This window comes from Streptomyces sp. NPDC050703 (genome assembly GCF_040654435.1).
In the GTDB taxonomy this organism is placed as follows: domain Bacteria; phylum Actinomycetota; class Actinomycetes; order Streptomycetales; family Streptomycetaceae; genus Streptomyces.
Window position 1 is genome coordinate 185,788 of record NZ_JBFAHX010000009.1, and the last position, 18,143, is coordinate 203,930.

At 73.7% G+C, this 18,143-nt stretch carries 12 protein-coding genes; 9 read left to right on the forward strand and 3 right to left on the reverse strand.

The features are described 5' to 3' along the window. Positions 1-36 precede the first annotated feature (36 nt). The 5 genes from AB0I16_RS12000 to AB0I16_RS12020 all read left to right on the forward strand — a co-directional run bounded on the left by AB0I16_RS12000 (position 37) and on the right by AB0I16_RS12020 (position 9,774). The gene (locus AB0I16_RS12000; protein ID WP_363249203.1) at positions 37-1,509 is read left to right on the forward strand and encodes an NAD(P)/FAD-dependent oxidoreductase; all 1,473 of its coding nucleotides are present in this window, start codon (positions 37-39) and stop codon (positions 1,507-1,509) included. Then, entirely contained in the window at positions 1,506-4,793 is a 3,288-nt protein-coding gene (locus AB0I16_RS12005; RefSeq protein ID WP_363249204.1) for a ferritin-like domain-containing protein, read from the forward strand. The genes AB0I16_RS12000 and AB0I16_RS12005 overlap by 4 nt, the downstream gene beginning before the upstream one ends. A 154-nt stretch (positions 4,794-4,947) precedes the next feature. Then, positions 4,948-7,989, forward strand: coding sequence for an AAA family ATPase (locus AB0I16_RS12010; RefSeq protein WP_363249205.1), 3,042 nt, complete (start codon positions 4,948-4,950; stop codon positions 7,987-7,989). Between the two features lie 55 nt (positions 7,990-8,044). Further along, a complete protein-coding gene (locus AB0I16_RS12015) occupies positions 8,045-8,905 on the forward strand; it encodes an SAM-dependent methyltransferase (RefSeq protein ID WP_363249206.1) in 861 nt (286 codons plus the stop codon). Between the two features lie 50 nt (positions 8,906-8,955). Next, positions 8,956-9,774, forward strand: a complete 819-nt coding sequence (locus AB0I16_RS12020) for a methyltransferase domain-containing protein (RefSeq protein WP_363249207.1) — start codon at positions 8,956-8,958, stop codon at positions 9,772-9,774. A 16-nt stretch (positions 9,775-9,790) separates the two neighbouring features. Here AB0I16_RS12020 and AB0I16_RS12025 read toward each other — a convergent pair whose 3' ends face one another. Then, a complete protein-coding gene (locus AB0I16_RS12025; protein WP_363249208.1) occupies positions 9,791-10,537 on the reverse strand; it encodes a class I SAM-dependent methyltransferase in 747 nt (248 codons plus the stop codon). A 245-nt stretch (positions 10,538-10,782) separates the two neighbouring features. Between AB0I16_RS12025 and AB0I16_RS12030 the strand changes: the two genes are divergently transcribed. Beyond that, positions 10,783-12,102 (forward strand): condensation protein, encoded by a 1,320-nt coding sequence (locus AB0I16_RS12030; protein WP_363249209.1) that lies wholly within the window; start codon positions 10,783-10,785, stop codon positions 12,100-12,102. Next, positions 12,099-13,466 (forward strand): cation:proton antiporter, encoded by a 1,368-nt coding sequence (locus AB0I16_RS12035; protein WP_363249210.1) that lies wholly within the window; start codon positions 12,099-12,101, stop codon positions 13,464-13,466. The genes AB0I16_RS12030 and AB0I16_RS12035 overlap by 4 nt, the downstream gene beginning before the upstream one ends. Here the strand turns inward: AB0I16_RS12035 and AB0I16_RS12040 are convergent. Together AB0I16_RS12040 and AB0I16_RS12045 are read right to left on the reverse strand one after the other, a co-directional pair. Beyond that, on the reverse strand, positions 13,369-14,886 hold the full coding sequence (locus AB0I16_RS12040) for an MFS transporter (RefSeq protein ID WP_363249211.1): 1,518 nt from the start codon (positions 14,884-14,886) through the stop codon (positions 13,369-13,371). The genes AB0I16_RS12035 and AB0I16_RS12040 overlap by 98 nt on opposite strands. A gap of 166 nt (positions 14,887-15,052) precedes the next feature. Further along, positions 15,053-15,403 (reverse strand): hypothetical protein, encoded by a 351-nt coding sequence (locus AB0I16_RS12045; protein WP_363249212.1) that lies wholly within the window; start codon positions 15,401-15,403, stop codon positions 15,053-15,055. A 353-nt stretch (positions 15,404-15,756) separates the two neighbouring features. Between AB0I16_RS12045 and AB0I16_RS12050 the strand changes: the two genes are divergently transcribed. Beyond that, positions 15,757-16,899 carry a S1 family peptidase gene (locus AB0I16_RS12050; RefSeq protein WP_363249235.1) on the forward strand — a complete coding sequence of 381 codons (1,143 nt, stop codon included), beginning with the start codon at positions 15,757-15,759 and terminating at the stop codon, positions 16,897-16,899. 126 nt (positions 16,900-17,025) lie between these two features. Beyond that, positions 17,026-18,012 carry a helix-turn-helix transcriptional regulator gene (locus tag AB0I16_RS12055; protein WP_363249213.1) on the forward strand — a complete coding sequence of 329 codons (987 nt, stop codon included), beginning with the start codon at positions 17,026-17,028 and terminating at the stop codon, positions 18,010-18,012. The last annotated feature ends 131 nt before the right edge of the window (positions 18,013-18,143 follow it).

The window sequence follows — 18,143 nt, forward strand, 5'->3', positions numbered from 1 at the left end:
GTGGCGGCGGGCGGTGATCGCGCACAGTCGACTGCCATGTGGGCATCAACGCAGATGGAGCAGGGAACAGCGGCAGGCGACGGCGTGGACGTCGCGGTCCTCGGGGCGGGTGTCGCGGGCCTGGTGGCGGCGGGCGAACTGGAGGCCCTGGGACACCGGGTGACGGTCCTGGAAGGCAGTGAGCGGATCGGCGGCCGGGTCTACACCCACCGGTTCGGCACGGGGCACGACGCTCCGTACGCGGAACTCGGCGCGATGCGCATTCCCTCCTCGCATGAACTGACCATGCGGTACGTGAAGAAGCTGGGTCTCGAATCCGCGCTGCGCCCCTTCCGCACCATCCTCAGCGACGACAACAATTACGTGACCACCGGAGAGGGCTTCGTCCGGGTCAAGGACGCCGCCGCTCCCCTCATGGCGGATCTGCACGGCCTCATTCCCGCGGTGCGGAGGGCCTCGTACAAGAAACACACCCTCTTGTTCGGCGCGTGGCTCACCGCCCTGGTCCGCGCGGTCGCGCCGGCCGAATTGCGCGACAATCTCGCCTCCGAACTGACCACGCTGCTCCCGCTCGCCGACGACACCGACCTCACGCCGTACGTCCACGGCGCGCGGGCCGACCGGCTCCACCTCGGCCCGGTGTTCCGCGACCACCCCGGGCTGCGGGCCGGGTGCAGCCCGAGGCTGTGCGGCTTCCTCGACGATCTCCTCCTGGAGACCGACACCGACCTGATGTACCTCAGCGGAGGGATGAGCCGGATCGTCGACCGCCTCGCCGAGCGCCTTCACGGGCCCGTCCTGACGGGCCATGAGGTGGTCACGGTCCATGCCGGACAGGACCGGGCGGGCGTGGGGCTGCGGCTCGGCGGACGGGAGTCGGCGCGCACGTACCCGGCCGTCCTGTGCACGCTGCCCTTCTCCGTGCTGCGCGGCATGGTGCTCACCGGCCTCGACGACGACAAGCGCGAGGTCATCAGCAGTGTCGAGTACGGCGCCGCGACCAAGGTGGCCCTGCACTGCAGGGACGCCTTCTGGGAGGCGGACGGCACCCGGGGCGGCGCCTCGGCGACCGGCGGGCGGGCCCGGCAGACCTACTACCCGCCGCGCGAGGGTGATCCGGCCAAGGGGGCGACGCTGCTCGGCTCGTACGCGATCGCCGAGGACGCCGACCTGCTCGGCCGGTTCCCCGCCCAGGCCAGGCACGCGGCGGCCGTCGAGGAACTCTCGCTGCTGTACCCGCAGCTCAAGGAGCCGGGTGTCGTCCTCGACGCGGCGAGCATCGCGTGGGCGGGCAACCGCTGGAGCAACGGCTGCACCTCGCGCCGCTGGCGCTGGGGCAGCGACGCCGACCGGTGCGCCGAGGAGATGCGGAGGGCCGCCCGCCCGCAGGGGCGGCTGTTCTTCGCCGGGGAGCACTGCTCGGCCACCCCGGCCTGGATCAACGGCGCCATCGAGTCGGCGCTCGCCGCGGTGACGGAGATCCACGGGGCTTTGAAGGAGGCGCGGTGAGCATCTTCGACCTGCCCCGCCTGCACTTCGCGGGCACCGCGGTGACCCGCCTGCCCACCGGACCGCGCGGCGGCCTCTACGACCTCGCCCACCACCGCGCCCTGACCGCCGACGGGCGACCGTTCCCGCTGGACCGGCCGCCGCGGGAGTACCACGAGCACCTCGACCGGCTGGGGCGGCGCTTCGAGCCGGACGGCCGGGTCACCGCCGACGGGCGGTTCAGCACGGTCAAGGGCTGGAACTTCGGCGGCAACGGGCACTTCTGGGTGGACGCCCGCATCACCGCGTGGGAACGCGCCCCGGGCGAGGTCGACACCTCCGACCCCGTGGTGGGCAGGCACGTCGACATGTGGGGTCACCACAACGACTACCTGTCGACCACGTACAACCGCGCCCGCGTCCTCGACATCGACCCGGCGTCGCGCTGGACCACCACGCTCATGGTCGGCAGGTTCGGCTTCGGCAGGAAGGGCCGTTCGCACGAGGTCGGCTACCTGGCCACCGGCGACGTGACGGGCTTTCAGCCGCCTCGCCGGCAGAACTCCCGGTACGTCCTCGATCCTGGTGACCATCCGCTGGCGGACCAGTTCGCGCGCTCGGTGGTCCACCAGTTCGCCGTCCCGTCCGCGCACGGCCTGGCCTGGTCCGACGAGACGGAGACCTCCGACGCCGCCCGGCTGCTGCGCGAGCGCGTCGCCGAAGGGGAGTTCGCGGGGCTCGTCGTGCGCTTCGCGCTGGCCAACATGGCCACGCCCCGCGCCCACGACGCCCCGGACGTCTGGCAGCTGCGCGGCACGCTCGCGCCGTGGCGCCGCGGAGAGGAGCGCACCTGCCCGGCCGGGCGTCCGCTCACCGCCCGCGGGCCGCGCCGTGCGGGCACGGCGACCCCGCTGCACAACGCCGCGGTCCATGTGACCGACGCGCACACCACGGTCGACCTCCTCACCGCCGTGCCCGTCCGCCACCGGGACGCCGAGCCCGGCCCCGGCCCCCTGCACCCGCTCGGTCCGCGCCTCGACGTCGGGGACCTGGAGCTGCGCACCCGTGACTCCGGGCGGCTGGTCGCCCGCGTACCGGCCGCGGCCTGTCTCGCGGACACCGGCCCGACGGGCGGGCTCGTCACCGTGCCGACGCACTCCTCGCCCGGCGCGGAGCCCCTGGTCCTCGTGGGCACACCACCGGGCCGGCGGCCGAGCGTCCTGCTGGCCGAGGAGGAGACGGTGGTCCTGGTCGACGACTCCGCCCTCTTCCTCGACCCCGCGGAGCCCTCCGGCGACGCCACGGAGGTGTCACTGCGCGCCTACCGGCTGGGGCTCCCGGCGGCGGGGGCCACGCTGCACGTCACGCAGTTCTTCGACCCGCGTGCCCTGCCCGGCCACCCCGCCGCCGAGGCGGAGGGGGCGCGGTGCGGCGACGTACGGATCGTGGACGTGCGCCCCGGCCCGGCACCGGAGGACGGCGACGACCGTGGATGGGCGGCGTCCTGCACGCTGACGACCGACGCCGAGGGGCGCGGTTCCTTCACCGTCCGGCACGCCTCCGCCGGCGCCACCCGGCTGCTCGTCCTGCCGGACGGGGACGTACCCCCGTGCGACGTCGACGAACCCGGGTCCGCCGTCCGCGCGTACGACAACGACGACCGGCTCGGCTACTGGCCCGCCGTCTGCGCCGTGGACGTGCGGGCCCTGCCCGACACCCGGCACCTCGACGACATCCCCCGCGACCAGGTCACCTTCGAGGTGCTGTACCGGGAGGTGTACGCCCCGTACGAACTGCTCCACTCGTTCATGAAGGACGAGATCTTCAGCCTCGCCGACCGCTCGCGGGTGGCCACCTACGCACGGCTCATCTGGCTGATGTGCGACCCCGCCAACAAGGACAAGACCTACTACATGCCGCCCACCCGCGACATGACGGCCCCTCAGACGCGGCTCCTGCTGGCCTATCTGCGGCAGGACGAGGCCGACCGCAGGCCACCGCCGAGGACGGTGCCGCGCCGGGTCCGCGACGGCGCCCTCACCACGCGCGCCCAGCTCCACGAGGCGCTGCGGGAGGCGGCCACCGCCGAACTCGCCGTGATGCTCCAGTACCTGTACGCCGGATGGTCGATCCCGCTGTACGGCGCGGGGCGCGAGCTGGTGCGGCGCGGCGAGTGGAGCCCGCGCCAGCTCCGTCTGGCCTGCGGGGACGGCGGGGAGACCCTCAGCAACGGCGTCCGCGGCACCCTGATGGGCGTGGCCAGGGAGGAGATGACGCACTTCCTGGTGATCAACAACATCATCACCGCGATGGGCATGCCGTTCCACATGCCGCGCGTCGACTTCGGGACCCTGAACAGCCGGCTGCGGATGCCGCTCGACATGAGCCTGGAGGCGTTCGGCCCCGGCAGCGTGCAGCGCTTCATCGCCCTGGAGCAGCCGCACGACGTCGGCGCCGGTCTGGCCGACGACACGGTGCGGGAGCGGGACGACGGCCGCCCCTACCCGTACCAGTCGCTCAGCGATCTCTACGCCGCGATCCGGGAGGGCATCGCCACCGTGCCGGACCTCTTCGTGGTGGAGCGGGGGCGCGGCGGCGGCGAGCACCATCTGTTCATGCGCAGGTCGGTGGATGCCGCGCACCCCGACTACCAGTTGGAGGTGGACGACGTCGCCAGTGCCCTGTTCGCCGTCGACTTCGTCACCGAGCACGGCGAGGGCAACGTACTGCAGAGCGCCGCGTCCGATGAGGAGTCGCACTACGACACGTTCCTGCGGATCGCGGACCTGCTGGCCGCCGAGCACCACGCGGAGGGCGCCCCGCGGCGGCGACGGCCGCCGTGGAGCCCCGCCTACCCGGTGCTGCGCAATCCCTCGCTGCACGCGGGGAACCCGGCCTGCGACCAGGTGACCGCCCCCCGGGCACGTGCCGCGCTGGCGGCCTTCAACGACGCGTACTTCCTGATGAACCAGCTCATGGTCCAGCACTTCGGCGTCGCGGCGGACAGCAGCTTGCGGCGCTCCCGGCTCATGAACGCGGCGATCGACGTCATGACGGGGATGATGCGACCGCTGGCCGAACACCTGGTCACCCTGCCCTCGGGCCGCCCGGGGCGCACGGCGGGTCCCTCCTTCGAGCTGGCGGAGGAGCCGGGCCCGATCCCGCGTCCCGACGTGGCGGCACGGGTGTTCGGCCGCCGCTTCGCCGAACTCGCCGACGCGAGCGCCACGCTGCCCGGCCTCCCTGAGCGGGTCCCCGAGCTCATGCGTTCGTACGCGGATCATTTCGCCAAGGGGGGTGACTGACCCGGCTCCGGGGTATGCCGCCGTGCGGGCGGACCTCAGGCCCTCCGCTCCGTCGCGGCGTCACATCCGCTCCGGACGGATGTGACGGATGTCCGCCCGCCGTTCGACCATTCCACCCGAAGCCGACCTGACCAGAGGCACAAGGGGACAGCGGTTGCCATCTCGTGTACACACCCCCCACATCGACCCGACTCCCTCGTCCCGATCCCTCCTGACCGCCGCGGAGTTCGTGCCGCTCCCCCGTCCCGGCCCGCGTCTGCGAGGCAGGGAACAGCAGTGGGAGCGGCTTCTGCATCTGCTCGACACCACGCGTTCCGGGCCCCGGCGCGGCGGCGTCGCCCTCGTCGAAGGAGTGGCGGGCGCCGGGCGCAGCAGGCTCCTGAGCGACGTCTGCGCGGTGGCGGCCCAGTGCGGGTTCTCCGTCGCGTACGCCGGCGCGGACGAGGTCCGCCGTGCCGTCCCCCTCGCCCCGCTGACCGCCGCCCTGGACCCGCGCACCGACGTGGAGCACCCGCCCCTGGACACGGGCGCCGGCCTCGCCGGACACTCCGCGTGGCTGATCGACCGGCTGCACGCCTCGCTCACCGAACGGCTGCGCCGCGGCCCGGTGGCCGTCGTGCTCGACGACCTCCAGTGGGCCGACAGCATGACGTCGGCCGCGCTCGGCATCCTGGTGGCCCGGTGCGCGGCTCAGCCGGTGGCCTGGGTGCTGGCCCGCCGTGCCGGGGAGGCCGAATCCCTGCCGGCCAAGCTGTTCGCGGCCCTCGGCGAAGCCGACCGCTCGGAACGGGTGTACCTGCCGCCCCTGGACGACCGCGCCGTTGCGGAGCTGGCCGCCGACCGGCTCGCGGCCGAACCCGCGCCCGAGCTGCTGGCCTGCGCCGAGGGCGCCGACGGCAACCCCGCGGCGCTCGTCGCGCTGCTCGACGGCCTCGTGGAGGAGCAGCGGGTACGGGTGACCGAGGGGCGCGCCCGGCTGACCGGTGACATCGAGGACGGGCCGGTGCCACGCCGCTTCGGCGCGCTGATCCGCGACCGGGGAGCGGCACTTGAGCCGGGCACCCGGCTGCTGCTCGACGTGGCCTGCGTCCTCGGCCGTACCGCCCTGCCCGAGGACATCGCGCAGATACTGGGTGAGACCACGGCCTCGGTGCTGCCCGCCCTGCGGGAGGCGCTGGACTCCCGGATCGTGGTGTGCGAGGGCGACACCATCGCCTTCCGGCACGAGCTGGTCAGGCAGGCGCTGCTCGCGACGCTGCCGGGGCCGCTGCGCGGGTCGCTGCACCGGCAGGCGGCGGACATGATCATCGGCAGGGACGGCGGTGTCCTGCCCGCCGCGGCCCACCTGGTGCACGGTGCCCGCCGTGGCGACACCCGGGCCGTCACGGTGCTGTGCTCGGCGGCCACCGCGGTCGTGGCGTCCGAGCCCCGTACGGCGGCCGAACTCGCCCAGCGCGCACTGGAGATCACCGGTCCACTGCACCCCGCGCGGGCGGAGCTGCTGCGCGTCGCGGTCGAGGCGCTGGCCCGCTGCGGCCCCCTGCCCCGGGCCATCGCGCTGGCCGAGGAGTCCCTGGGCGGCGCGCTCCCGCAGGAGCAGGCCACCGCGCTGCGGTGCGAGCTGTCATCGGCGCTGCTGCTCGCGGGCCGGGCCGCGCGGGCCGTGGCGGTGGCCGGGCCGGCGGCGCCGGGCGCCGCGGCGGCCGAGGGTCTCGCCGAACGCATGGAGCTGGGCAGGCTGCACGGCCTCGCCGACCTGGACGCGGCGGCGGCGGAGCGCGAGACGCGGCAGGAGATGACGCGCCGGGGCGGTCCCTCCGCCGGGCTGCGGTGCGTGCTCGCCCGGTCGCACTGGCATGCGGGCCGGGTCGGCGAGGCGCTGCGGCAGGCCCGCGCGGCGGCCGGTTCGCCCGACGACGAGCCTGCCGGCCACTGGCCGTTCGCGCCCCGCCTCACGCTCGCCACCCTCCTCACCCACCTGCGGGAGACCACGGAGGCCACGGCTCTCCTCGGCCCCCTGCGCCGTGAGATCGAGGCCGAGGGCTGGCCGGTGCTGTGCGGCGCCGGCATGATCCTCGGGTCGTCGCTCGCCCTCGCCCAGGGCGCCCTTGCGGAGGCGGCGGCGCAGGCCGCCGGAGGGCTCGCCGCCGCCGAGGCCGCGGGCATGCCGCGGTACACACCGCTGGGGTGGCGCACGCTGACCGAGGTCGCGCTGCGCCGGGGTGATCTCACCGCGGCCGACGAACACGTCGAGCGGTTGACGCGGACGGTCGCGGAGCAGGGCCTCGACGGTGCCGCGGCGGCCGCGTCCCGGGCGGGCGCGGCGTGGATGGCGGCGCAACTGGCGGCGGCGCGGCGTGACGTGGACGGCCTCGACTCCGCGCTGGCCGCCGTCCACGCGGACCACAAGGCCCTCGGCTCCCTGCTCTGCGAGGAACCGGCGGCGGCGGCCTGGCTGGTGCGCGCCGCGGTCGACCGGGGCGACGGGGAGCGGGCCGCCGAGACCGTGCGGGCCGCGCAGCGGCTCGCCGCCGACAACGCCGACGTCCCCACCCTGCTCGCCGCCGCCGCGCACGCCCAAGGGGTGTACCAGCGGGACGCCGAGGCGCTGCGGCGGGCGGTGCAGACGCACCGCGACCCGTGGTGCGGGGCCTCCGCCGCCGAGGATCTGGGGACGCTGTGCGCGGCCGACCGCGCCACCACGGTGATGGAGCTGGAGTGGGCCATGGCCAAGTACGCGCGTCTCGGCGCCGCGCGCGACGAGGCGCGAGTACGGCGCCGGCTGCGCCGCCTCGGCGTGCGCCGGCGGCACTGGAAGCGCGCGGACCGGCCCGCGTCCGGCTGGGCGAGCCTGACCGACACCGAGCGCAGGGTCGCGGACCTGGTGGCCCAAGGGCTGACCAACCGTCAGGTGGCCACCCAGATGTTCCTCTCCTCCCACACCGTCGGCTTCCACCTGCGGCAGATCTACCGGAAGCTGCGGCTGCGCTCCCGCATCGACCTGGCACGCACCCACCCCGGGGCCGACGCCGCTCCGGGGCACCACGTGGCGGCCCGCCCCGCACCGCCCACCGAGGCGGGCACTCCCGCGGACCCGGTGAGCCCGCGCGGCCCCGCACGTCAAGCCCCGAAGACGCCGCCCGGGTCCGCCCTGCCGGCCCCGCGCCACCCCGCCGACCCTACGCAACCGCGCTGAAGGACCCGGCCGACCTTGTTCCCCACCCCGGGAGATTGCTTGCATACACGACGTGATGAACCAAGGCGTCGCACCGATCCCGCCCCCTGCCCACCCCGGGCCGGCAGCGGCCGCTTCCGACCCGCCACCGGAGACCGACACCACGCTGCCCAGCCACGCGCGCGTGTGGAACCACTGGCTGGGCGGCATGCACAACTTCGCCGTGGACCGCGCCGCGGGCAACCGCCTGGCGGCGGACAACCCCGGCCTCGTGGAACGGGTGCGCACCACCCGGCACTTCCTCACCCGCGCGGTGCGCCACCTGGCCGTCGACGAAGGCGTCCGGCAGTTCCTCGACATCGGTTCGGGCCTGCCCACGGCGGGCAACACCCACCAGATCGCCCGGCGGGCCGCCCCCGGAGCACGCGTCGTGTACGCCGACAACGACCCGCGCACCGTGTCCTACGCCCGCTCCCTCCTCGCCTCCACCGACCCGGAATCCGTCACCTTCCTCCTCGCCGACCTGCGCGAGCCCGACGCGCTCCTGACCGCCGCGTCCCGGACGCTCGACCTGTCGTCACCCGTCGCCCTCGTCCTCAGCGGCATCCTCGGCCATGTGTCCGCGTACGAGGAGGCGTGCGGAATCGTCGCGACGCTGATGTCGGCGCTGCCCTCCGGCAGTTGCCTGCTCTCCCACGACGTGAGCGACACCGCGGGTGACTGGCGCACCATCCAGGCGCGGCACAACTCGACCGCCGACCTCGCCTACCGCCTGCGCACACCCGAGCAGATCACCGGCTACTTCCGGGGCCTGCGCCTGGTCGACCCGGGCGTCGTCCCCCTCACCACGTGGCGGCCCGACACCGACGACCCGTACTCCACCGAGTGGGCCACCCTCGTGGCCGACGTCGTGGGCGGAGTCGGCCGCAAGCCCTGAACACCCGGCCCGTCCACCGGTTCCCCCGCCCGCTTCCCCGGAGGCCCGCCATGCACGCCACCCCCACCTGGGACACCCAGCGACACCTCGACCGCCCCGACCCGCGCACCCGTCCCTTCCACGACCTCCTCGCCCGCGTCCCCGACCTGCCCCGCAGGCCGGCGCGCATCATGGACCTCGGCTGCGGCACCGGACGCGTCACCGCTCTCCTCGCCGCGCGCTGGCCGGACGCGCACATCACCGGGCTCGACAGCTCCGCCGACAGCATCGCCGCCGCCGAGGCGGTCGCGGGCGAGACCGCGCAGGGCGGGCGCCTCCACTTCCGCCACGGCGACATCGGCCGCTGGACCCCGGCCGAACCCTTCGACCTCGTCATCTCCAGCGCCGCCCTCCAGTGGGTGGTCGATCACCCCGACCGCTTCGAGGACTGGGTGGGCGCCCTGACCCCCGGTGGCGTCCTCGCCTTCCAGGTCCCCGACAACACCGCCTCCCGCGCCCACGGCGCCCTGCGCGACCTCTGTGCGAGCCCGCGCTGGCAGGAGCGCCTCGGCAGCGGCGCCGTTCCCGACCACCGGGTGCACGACCCGGCCGACTACCTCGGGCGGCTCGCCTCCCTCGGCTGCGCGGTGGACGCCTGGGAGTCGACGTACGCCCATGTCCTGCCGGGGCAGGACCCCTTCGCGGACTGGACCACCGGGACGGGGATGCTGCCGCTGCTGAGCGCCCTCGCGGACGAACCGGGGGCCGCCGACGACTTCCTCGCCGCCTACCGCGAGCGCCTGGCCGAGGTGTACCCCGCCACCGCCTACGGCACGGTCTTCCGGTTCCGCCGCGTCTTCGCGGTGGCCCGCAAGGACGGTGCCGTATGACGGCGGCCGAGTCGGTTCAGCGGCGGACCGCGTGCAGGTACCAGCCCGGCCCGACGATCCTGCCCTGCTCGTCGACCTCCACCCGATCCCTGTCGATCGTCACGCCCAGCCGGCGGAAGTCGGCGATGTCCTCGTCGGTGAGGGCGTCGGGGACCACCGCCGTGGTCAGGCTCGTGCGCCTGACCTCGCTGATGTCCCAGTGCGCCCCGACGATGGTGCGCAGGTTCTCCTCGCTCACCACCATGGGCTGCCGCACGCCGGGGGTCCCCGCCGCCCAGCACACCAGGTGCAACCGCGCGCCGGGAGCGGTGACCTGGCGCAGCGCGGCGAGATACCGGTGGCGTTCTTCGTCGCCGAGGCAGTGGTACAGCGCGCTGTCGAGGACGGTGGCGAAGCGCCGCCCCGCCAGTTCCTCCAGCCGCGTGGCGTCCGCCTCCACGAACTCGACGTCCGCCCCCGCCGTCGCGGCACGCTCGCGGGCGGTCGCGAGTACGGCGGGCGAACTGTCGAACGCGGTGACCCGGTGGCCCCGCAGAGCGAGCATGATCGCGTTGTCCCCCGGACCGCAGCCCGCGTCGAGGACCGGGTCGTGGAAGTCCACGGACTGCTCCAGTTCGACGACCGCCGGCTGCGGTTCGCCGATGTCCCAGGGCACTTTCGGATAGGGCGACGCGGTGCCCGCCACCATCGGCTGCCCGAGGTAGAAGGCCTCGTAATCGACGTTCTCCTTGGGCAGCAGCATTTCGGTCGGCTCGTCCGCCATGGCTTTCCCTTCTGTTCCGTTCGACGGTGGGGCAGCGACCATCGTGCGCCCGGAAAGTGACTGCCGGTAGGCATTCCGGCGCCGGCGGGGCCAGGTCTACGCGACCGCGCGGCATGGGCCGCGCGTCACCGGCTCACGTCGAGAAGGAACGCGCCATATCCCGGCGCCACGCGGTCCGTTCGGGGGATGCGCCGACGGATGCGGCCCACGAGAAGGTTCGCGGCATTTCAATGAGAGGTGGGGAAATGGAACGCCTTCTGTCCGGCCATGAGGCCATGATGACCGCCGGTGACATGCGTGTGGTCACCGTCTGGGAACTGCGGGGGGACATCGACGCCCAAGCGCTCCAGAGCGCGCTCGGACGACTCGTGTGCCGCTATCCCGTACTGGGCGGAAACCTGTCCCTCCAGGGCGAGACCGCGTATGTGCGCGTCATGGCGGGGCGGCGTCCCGCCGTCCGGCTCGTCCGGGCCACGGACCTGCGGCAGGAGCTGAACGCCGCCACCGACTGGTCCGAGGGCCCCCTGCTGCGCATGGCCCTGATCACGCGGGAGCGGACCGGTCCACCGGGGCGGACACACCTGCTCGTCACCACGCTGCCGCGGGCCTGCGTGGACGGCACCAGCATCATCGCCCTGCACCAGGCCCTCTGGTCCCTGTACGCCGACGCGTGCTCGGGACGGCCCGCCGCCACGGCGCCGGTCCTGCCGGTCCTCGCCCCGGCGATCGAGGAGGCGTTCCACCACAAGTACACGCCGGACGAACTGCGGGAGTACGTGGCGCGGCGGGCGGAGACCGACGCCCGTGTCCCCCCGGCCCGCCTGCCCTCACCGGCGTCGGCGGGTCCGGGGCCGGGGCCCGACATGACGTTCGGAGCCGCCCGCGTCAGCGTGGACGCCGCCGGGACCGCCGCGCTCGTGGACATCGCCCACGGGCACGCGCTGTCCGTCAACTCCCTGGTGTGCGGGCTGTTCACGGCCGCCGTCCGGCCCGCGCTCGACCCCGCCGACGGGCCGGTCTCCGTGTGCTGCGGCGTGGCGGTGGACATGCGCAGGAGGGTGACACCGCCCATCCCGGAGGAGGTGCTCCAGTCCGCGGCCTCCGGCATGCCGGTCAGGCTCTCCGTCGACGTCCCCGCCGACCCGCTCGCCCTGGGCCGCGACCTGGCGGCGTCCGTGCGCGAGGGCCTCGCCGCCGGCATCCCGGAACGGGAGCTCGCGGCCTTCCCGTACATGGCGCGGCAGTGCCCGCCGACCTTCTTCGTCACCAACCTCGGCCGGATCGCCGTGCCGTCGCTGCCCGGCGGGCTCGTGGCCACGGGGCTGCGGGTCCTGCCGATGGCCCGCATCCCCACGCTCTTCGTGGTCGTCACCCGCTTCGGCGACGGTCTCCACATCGACCTGCCGGTCAGCCGTTCCTGGTACACCGACGCGCAGATCGACGACCTCGCGGCGCGCACGCACCAGGTCGTCGACGAGGTCATCGCCGCGCACGCCGCCCCGGCCGCCGGCAGCGGCCGGCACGTGCCGGAGGCCGCGGGGCGGCGCCAGGGGGGTACGCCATGATCACGGAGGCGCTCGACTCGCCCGCCACCGCGGCCGATCTGACGTTCGCCATGGTCGGCGTCGGCCTCGCCGTCATGCTGCTGACCTGCGCCGTGCTGAAACGGCTCGCGCGCCCGCTGCGCCAACCGGCCGTCATGGCCGAGATCGCGGCGGGCATCGCCCTCGGTCCGAGCCTGCTCGGGCTGCTGCCCGGCAGCCCCGACCGCATGCTCTTCCCCGAGGACACCCGCCCCCTGTTGTCCGCCGTCGCCCAGGTCGGACTGCTGCTGTTCATGTTCCTCCTGGGCTGGCACACCGACCCCGCGCTGCTGCGCACCGGCGCCCGCCACGCGGCGTCGGTGTCGCTGTGCGCGCTCACCCTGTCCTTCGGGTGCGGCGTCGCGCTGGCCGCGATCCTGTACGGCCACCATCCGCCGCCCGCCGGGGAGCACATAGGTTTCGGGGTGTTCGCCCTGTTCCTCGGCACGGCACTGGCCATCACCGCGTTCCCCGTGCTCGCCAGAATCCTCGACGAGAAGAAGCTCACGGACACCGCGGTCGGGAGCATCGCGCTGGCCGCGGCCGCCGCGGACGACGTACTCGCCTGGTGCCTGCTCGCCCTGTGCACCGCCCTCGCCACGGCGGGCCATCCCTCGGAAGCCGCGCAGACCCTCGTCCTCGCGGTCGCCTTCGTGTGCCTGCTCGCCGTGCTCGTACGGCCGCTGCTCGCGGTGGCCGTACGCCGGGCGACCGCTCGCGGGTCGCGGGGAGAGCTCCTCGCCGTCGTCACCGCGGGGATCTTCCTCTGTTCGTACGCCACGACCTGGATCGGCATCCACGCGATCTTCGGCGCGTTCGCCTTCGGTGTGATCATGCCGCGCGGCAGTGCCGACGCCCTGACCGCGTCGGTGCGGACCTCGCTGGAGCAGTCGTCCTCGCTCCTGCTGCCCGTCTTCTTCGTCGTCACCGGCATCCATGTGGATCTCGGGGCGCTCACGGGGCGTGGCTGGCTCGAACTGGCCGCCATGGTCGCGCTGGCCTGCGCGGGCAAACTGGTGGGCACGGCGGTGCCCGCGCGCCTCGGGGGGATGGACCGGCGGGACACCGTGACGCTGAGCCTGCTGATGAACACGCGGGGGCTGACCGAGATCGTGGTGCTCTCCGCCGGCCGGAGCCTCGGCGTCATCGACGGGCGGATCTTCACCATGGGCGTGCTGATGGCGCTCATCACGACCGTGCCCGGCGGTTTCGTGCGGGACGGCGGCGGCGCTCCGCGCACCCCGGGTACTACGAAGGACCGGCCTCGTGGACCGGTGCCCGACGGTGACCGCCGCCCCCTGCGTCCGCCGGCCCTGCGGCGGTGGTACGGGGCCGGTGGTCGATGAGGGCCGCGGCGGCCACGCCGGCCACCGCGAGGATGCCCGCCGCGCACCAGATGGCGGTGGAGTAGCCGTGGACCGTCGCGCGCGCCGTGGTCTCCAGGGCGGTGGCGGGGTCGAGGGGCGGGTGGTCGCGCAGGTGGGCGGCGGTGGCGGTGGCGGCGACGGTGTTGAGCAGGGCGGTGCCGACGGCACAGCCGATCTGCTGGGCGGTGGTGACCATGGCCGAGGCGACACCGGCGTCCCGCGGCGCGACGGCGTGGGTCGCCAGGCTGACGGCGGGCATGAGAACGGTCCCCAGGCCGAGGCCCATGACGAACATGCCGGGCATGACGGTGGTGGTGTAGGAGCCGGCCGGGGTGATCCGGGCGAGGACGACGAGCCCCGAGGCCCCGACCAGGAACCCCGCCGTCATCAGCGGCCGGGCGGGAACGCGCGGCGTCAGGCGGGTGCCGATCAGGGTCGCGCCGATCATGATGCCGACGGTCAGCGGCAGAAAGGCCACTCCGCACAGCAACGGGCTGAATCCGAGGTCGCGTTGGAGGTAGAAGGTGAGGAAGAGGAACAGCCCGAACATGCCGACGAAGGCGACGGCCAGACAGAGGTAGGCGCCGCCCCGGTTGCGGTCGAGGACCACGCGCAGCGGCAGCAGCGGTTCCGGCACCCGGGCTTCGAGCACGGCGAACGCGGTGAGGAGCACGACGGCGCCGGCCAACAGCGTCAGGGTCACCGGTGCGGCCCAGCCGTCGGACTCCGCCCTGGTCAGGCCGTAGACCAGGCAGACGAGGCCGCCGGTGGCGAGCGCGGCGCCCGGCAGGTCGAGGCGGCGGCCGCGGCGGCCGGTCCCCCGCTCGTCGGCGACGTAGAGGACGCCCAGGGCGGCGACGGCCGAGAAGGCGATGTTGATGAGCAGGGTCCAGCGCCAGGTCAGGTACTCCGTCAGCACGCCGCCGAGCAGCAGGCCGATCGCGGCTCCGGCGCCCGCGATGGCCCCGTAGATGCCGAACGCCTTGGCGCGCTCCTCGGCCTGGGTGAACATCACCGACAGCAAGGACAGCGCGGCCGGCGCCAACAGCGCGGCGAAGGCGCCCTGGACGGCACGGGAGCCCATGAGCATGGCGGTGTTCACGGCCACGCCGCCCAGGGCGGAGGCGACGGCGAATCCGACGGCGCCCAGGAGGAAGGCGTGCCTGCGGTTCCACAGGTCCGCGACGCGCCCGCCGAACAGCAGGAGTCCGCCGAACGCGAGGGCGTAGGCGGTGACCACCCACTGCCGGTCGGCGTCCGAGAAGTGCAGGTCCCGCTGGGCGGAGGGAAGGGCGATGTTCACGATGGTGCCGTCGAGCACGACCATCAGCTCGGCGAGGCAGATGAACACCAGGGCCTTCCACCGTCGGGGGTCGTCCTTGGGTGCCACGGAGACCATGCGGTTCCGCCTTTCCGGGGTGACGGGAACGGACCTGCGGAACCCGGCGGGGAGTAGTGCCCGCCCTGTTGCCGCTCGCCGTCCTGCCCACCCGGCCGCTCGCCGAGACGTGTGCCGCCGCCGCTTCCCCTGAACGAGTGACGCGGAGTCACCCGTTCACCAGGGGTCAGTCGCCCTGCGCCCAGGCGGCCACCGGGAGCGACAGGTAGACGCCGAAGTCGTCGAGGCCGGTCGCGGTGCGGATGTCCTCGTGCAGGCGGTCCACCCGCTCCTGCCGGTCGGCGGCCCTGCTCTCGAAGTACTTGGACCGCACCTCGATCACCACGTCGAGGCCGCAGCGGTCGAGCGGCCCCAGGCCGCGGAAGCGGACCTCGACGTCGCCCGGCTGGAGACATCCGTCGTACGGCTCCTCGGGGCATTCCACGGCGACGGACACGAGGTGCGGCAGTACCGAACCCAGTTCCTGGAGCTTCGATATGGGGACATCGGGAGCGTGCGTGACTTCTACGAGTGGCATGGGGCCACCCTACGAATGTTTCCGGGGGCCGCGCCACGGACGGTGAGTGGCGGGCAACCGTGCCCCGGCCGGCGGCCCTTGCGCGGTAAACAGATTCAAAGGAACTCTGTTAAAAACCCGCCCCGTCGCGAACCTTGATGACGCTCCGGCGGATGGGCGAAAGTCGGGGCGCGGCGAAGCCCCCACTTTCGCCGCCAGGCACCTGCCCGCCTTCACGGGAATCGCACCCAAATCCCCGTCCCCGGAATGTCGTTGTCCCGGGACGCGGGAATGCCGTGGGCCGCTGCCTGCTACCGGAAGGAATAAGAGTGCGCATTTCGCATAAGTCTGCCCTGATCGCCGCAGCCGGAGCCCTGCTCTCGGTCACCGCCGTGACCGCCCAGGCCCAGGCGACCGAGGCCGCCGCCCCGCGGTACCAGCCGGAGATGGTGCGGGCGCTCGCCGACTCGCTCGGCGTCAGCGAGAAGGCCGCCGTGGAACGGCTCGACGAGCAGGACGCACAGCAGAGACGGCTCGCGGAGCTGGCCAAGGACGGCATATCCGGCGACGGCGCCTTCTTCACCGCCGGCGGCGAGCTGACCGTCAACGCCGGTGACGCCGCGGAGGCCAGGAAGATCGAGAAGAGCGGTCTCGCTTCCCGGGTCCCCGCCCGCGGCCAGGCCGAACTGGAGAAGATCAAGGCGAAGCTGGACACCCTCGCCGCCAAGCGCGTTCCCGGGGGTGTCTCCTCGTGGCGCGTCGACCTCGCGTCGGACACGGTCACGGTCGAGGTCAACAGCGGGCGCGGGGCGGCCACCAAGGCGTTCCTCACCGAGGCGGCGAAGCACGGCAAGGCGGTCAAGGTCGTCAAGGGCCAGGAGAAGCTCACCCCGCAGGCCGTGATCTACCCGGGCAGCCGGATGACCTACAACGGCTACCTGTGTTCCGTCGGCTACGGCGCCCGCGACAGGAACGGCAAGCAGTTCCTGGTCACCGCGGGGCACTGTGTGGAGGACCTGCCCGTCCTTTCGTACAACAACGCACGCTTCGCCAAGGCCACGCACAGCCGGTTCGCGGTCGGCACGCGCAGCGTCGACATGGGCGTCGCAGCCGTCGACGCCGGCAACTCCATCGCCACCAGCGTCGGCACCTGGGGCAACGGCAGCCCGGTCGCCGTCCGGGGCAGCCGCAGGGCCGCCTCGGGCGCCGCGCTCTGCAAGTCCGGCCAGACCACCGGCTGGACCTGCGGCACCGTCCGCTCGTACAACGTCAGCGTGACCTACACCGACCAGAACGGCGGCCCCGACACCGTGGTCTCCGGCCTCGCCAGCTCCACGGTCTGCACCGAGGGCGGCGACAGCGGCGGCGCCTACATCTCCGGCAACCAGGCGCAGGGCATGACCTCCGGCGGCCCCGTCGGCCAGCAGTGCTCCGGGGTGAACTCGGGCGGTTCCTCCTACTTCCAGCCGCTCGATGACGCGCTCAGCTACTACGGCCTGACGCTGAACACCAACTGATCCCCTTCGTCCCGGGTCACAGGGGCCGTTCACCGGTTACGGTGATCGGCCCCTGCTCGGCGTATGGGTGCGGGCAACCCGCCGGCCGTGGAACGGCACACATACGTCCCCCCACCGGAAGACATCATGACGAACGACCTCTTCGCCTCGGGCCCGAACGGGCTCGGCGACCGCGCAGACCACCACGCCCCCTGCGGCACCGACCTCCGGGACCTCGACCCGCGTGCCCCGGAGGCGACCTTCGCCGCCGTCCTGCGGCAGGCGCTGCGGCAGCGCGGGCTCTCCCTGGAGCGGGTGTGCGACCGCCTCCACGCCCAGGGGATCAGTGTGAGCCCCGCGACGCTCAGCCACTGGCAGCGGGGCCGCAGCCAGCCCGAGCGGCCCCAGTCGCTGCGAGCCATCGACGCGTTGGAGCCGATGCTCGGGCTGTCGCCCGGCACCCTGCGCTCCCTGCTCGGACCGCACCGGCCCCGCGGCCGGGCGCTGCCGCACGACCCGGCCGCCGTCCGCGGTGTCTACGGCGAGAGGTCCGACCTCGAACAGGCGCTCGGCGAGGCGTTCCCGCACTTCAACTCCGACACCCAGGCGCTGGTCACCCATGAGACGGTGACGCTGGACGAACACCGTTCCATACGTGAGATGACGGTGACGACCGTGCTGCGAGCCGTCCGGGACGGCGCCCGGCAGCTCACGGTGGTCCACTTCCTCGACGCGCTGCCGGACGACGCCGTCGACGTCGTCGTGCGCAACGGCGAACTCACCGGCCGGCGCTTCGTGCCGGAACTGCGCAGCGTGCTCGCGGACATCTCCTTCGGCCGCCCACTGGCCCGCAACGACACGGCGGTGGTCGAGTACACCGTCCACATCGGCCCGTCGCTCACGGCCTCGACCAGCCATGAGCGCCGCATCCGCGGATCGCTCAGGACCTACCTCCTGCACGTGCGGTTCCACCCACTCGCCACTCCGTCGAGCTGCCACTACTTCTACCGGGAACGCCTCGACGGCGAGGCCCGCCAGCGCCACCGCGTCCTCCTCGACACGTCCCACACCGCCCACCTGCTGCCCGCCAAGTGCCCGCCGGGCGTCTACGGGCTCGAATGGCAGTGGGAGTGACGTCAGGGGCGGCGGGACGAGGCCGCCTTCCGCGAGCAGGTTGCCTGATAACCGACACTTCGCCGAGCGCGGCTCGTTGCCCTCTATGGCACATGACCGGATGACCCGCCCCGAGCGGAGGGGCGGCGGTG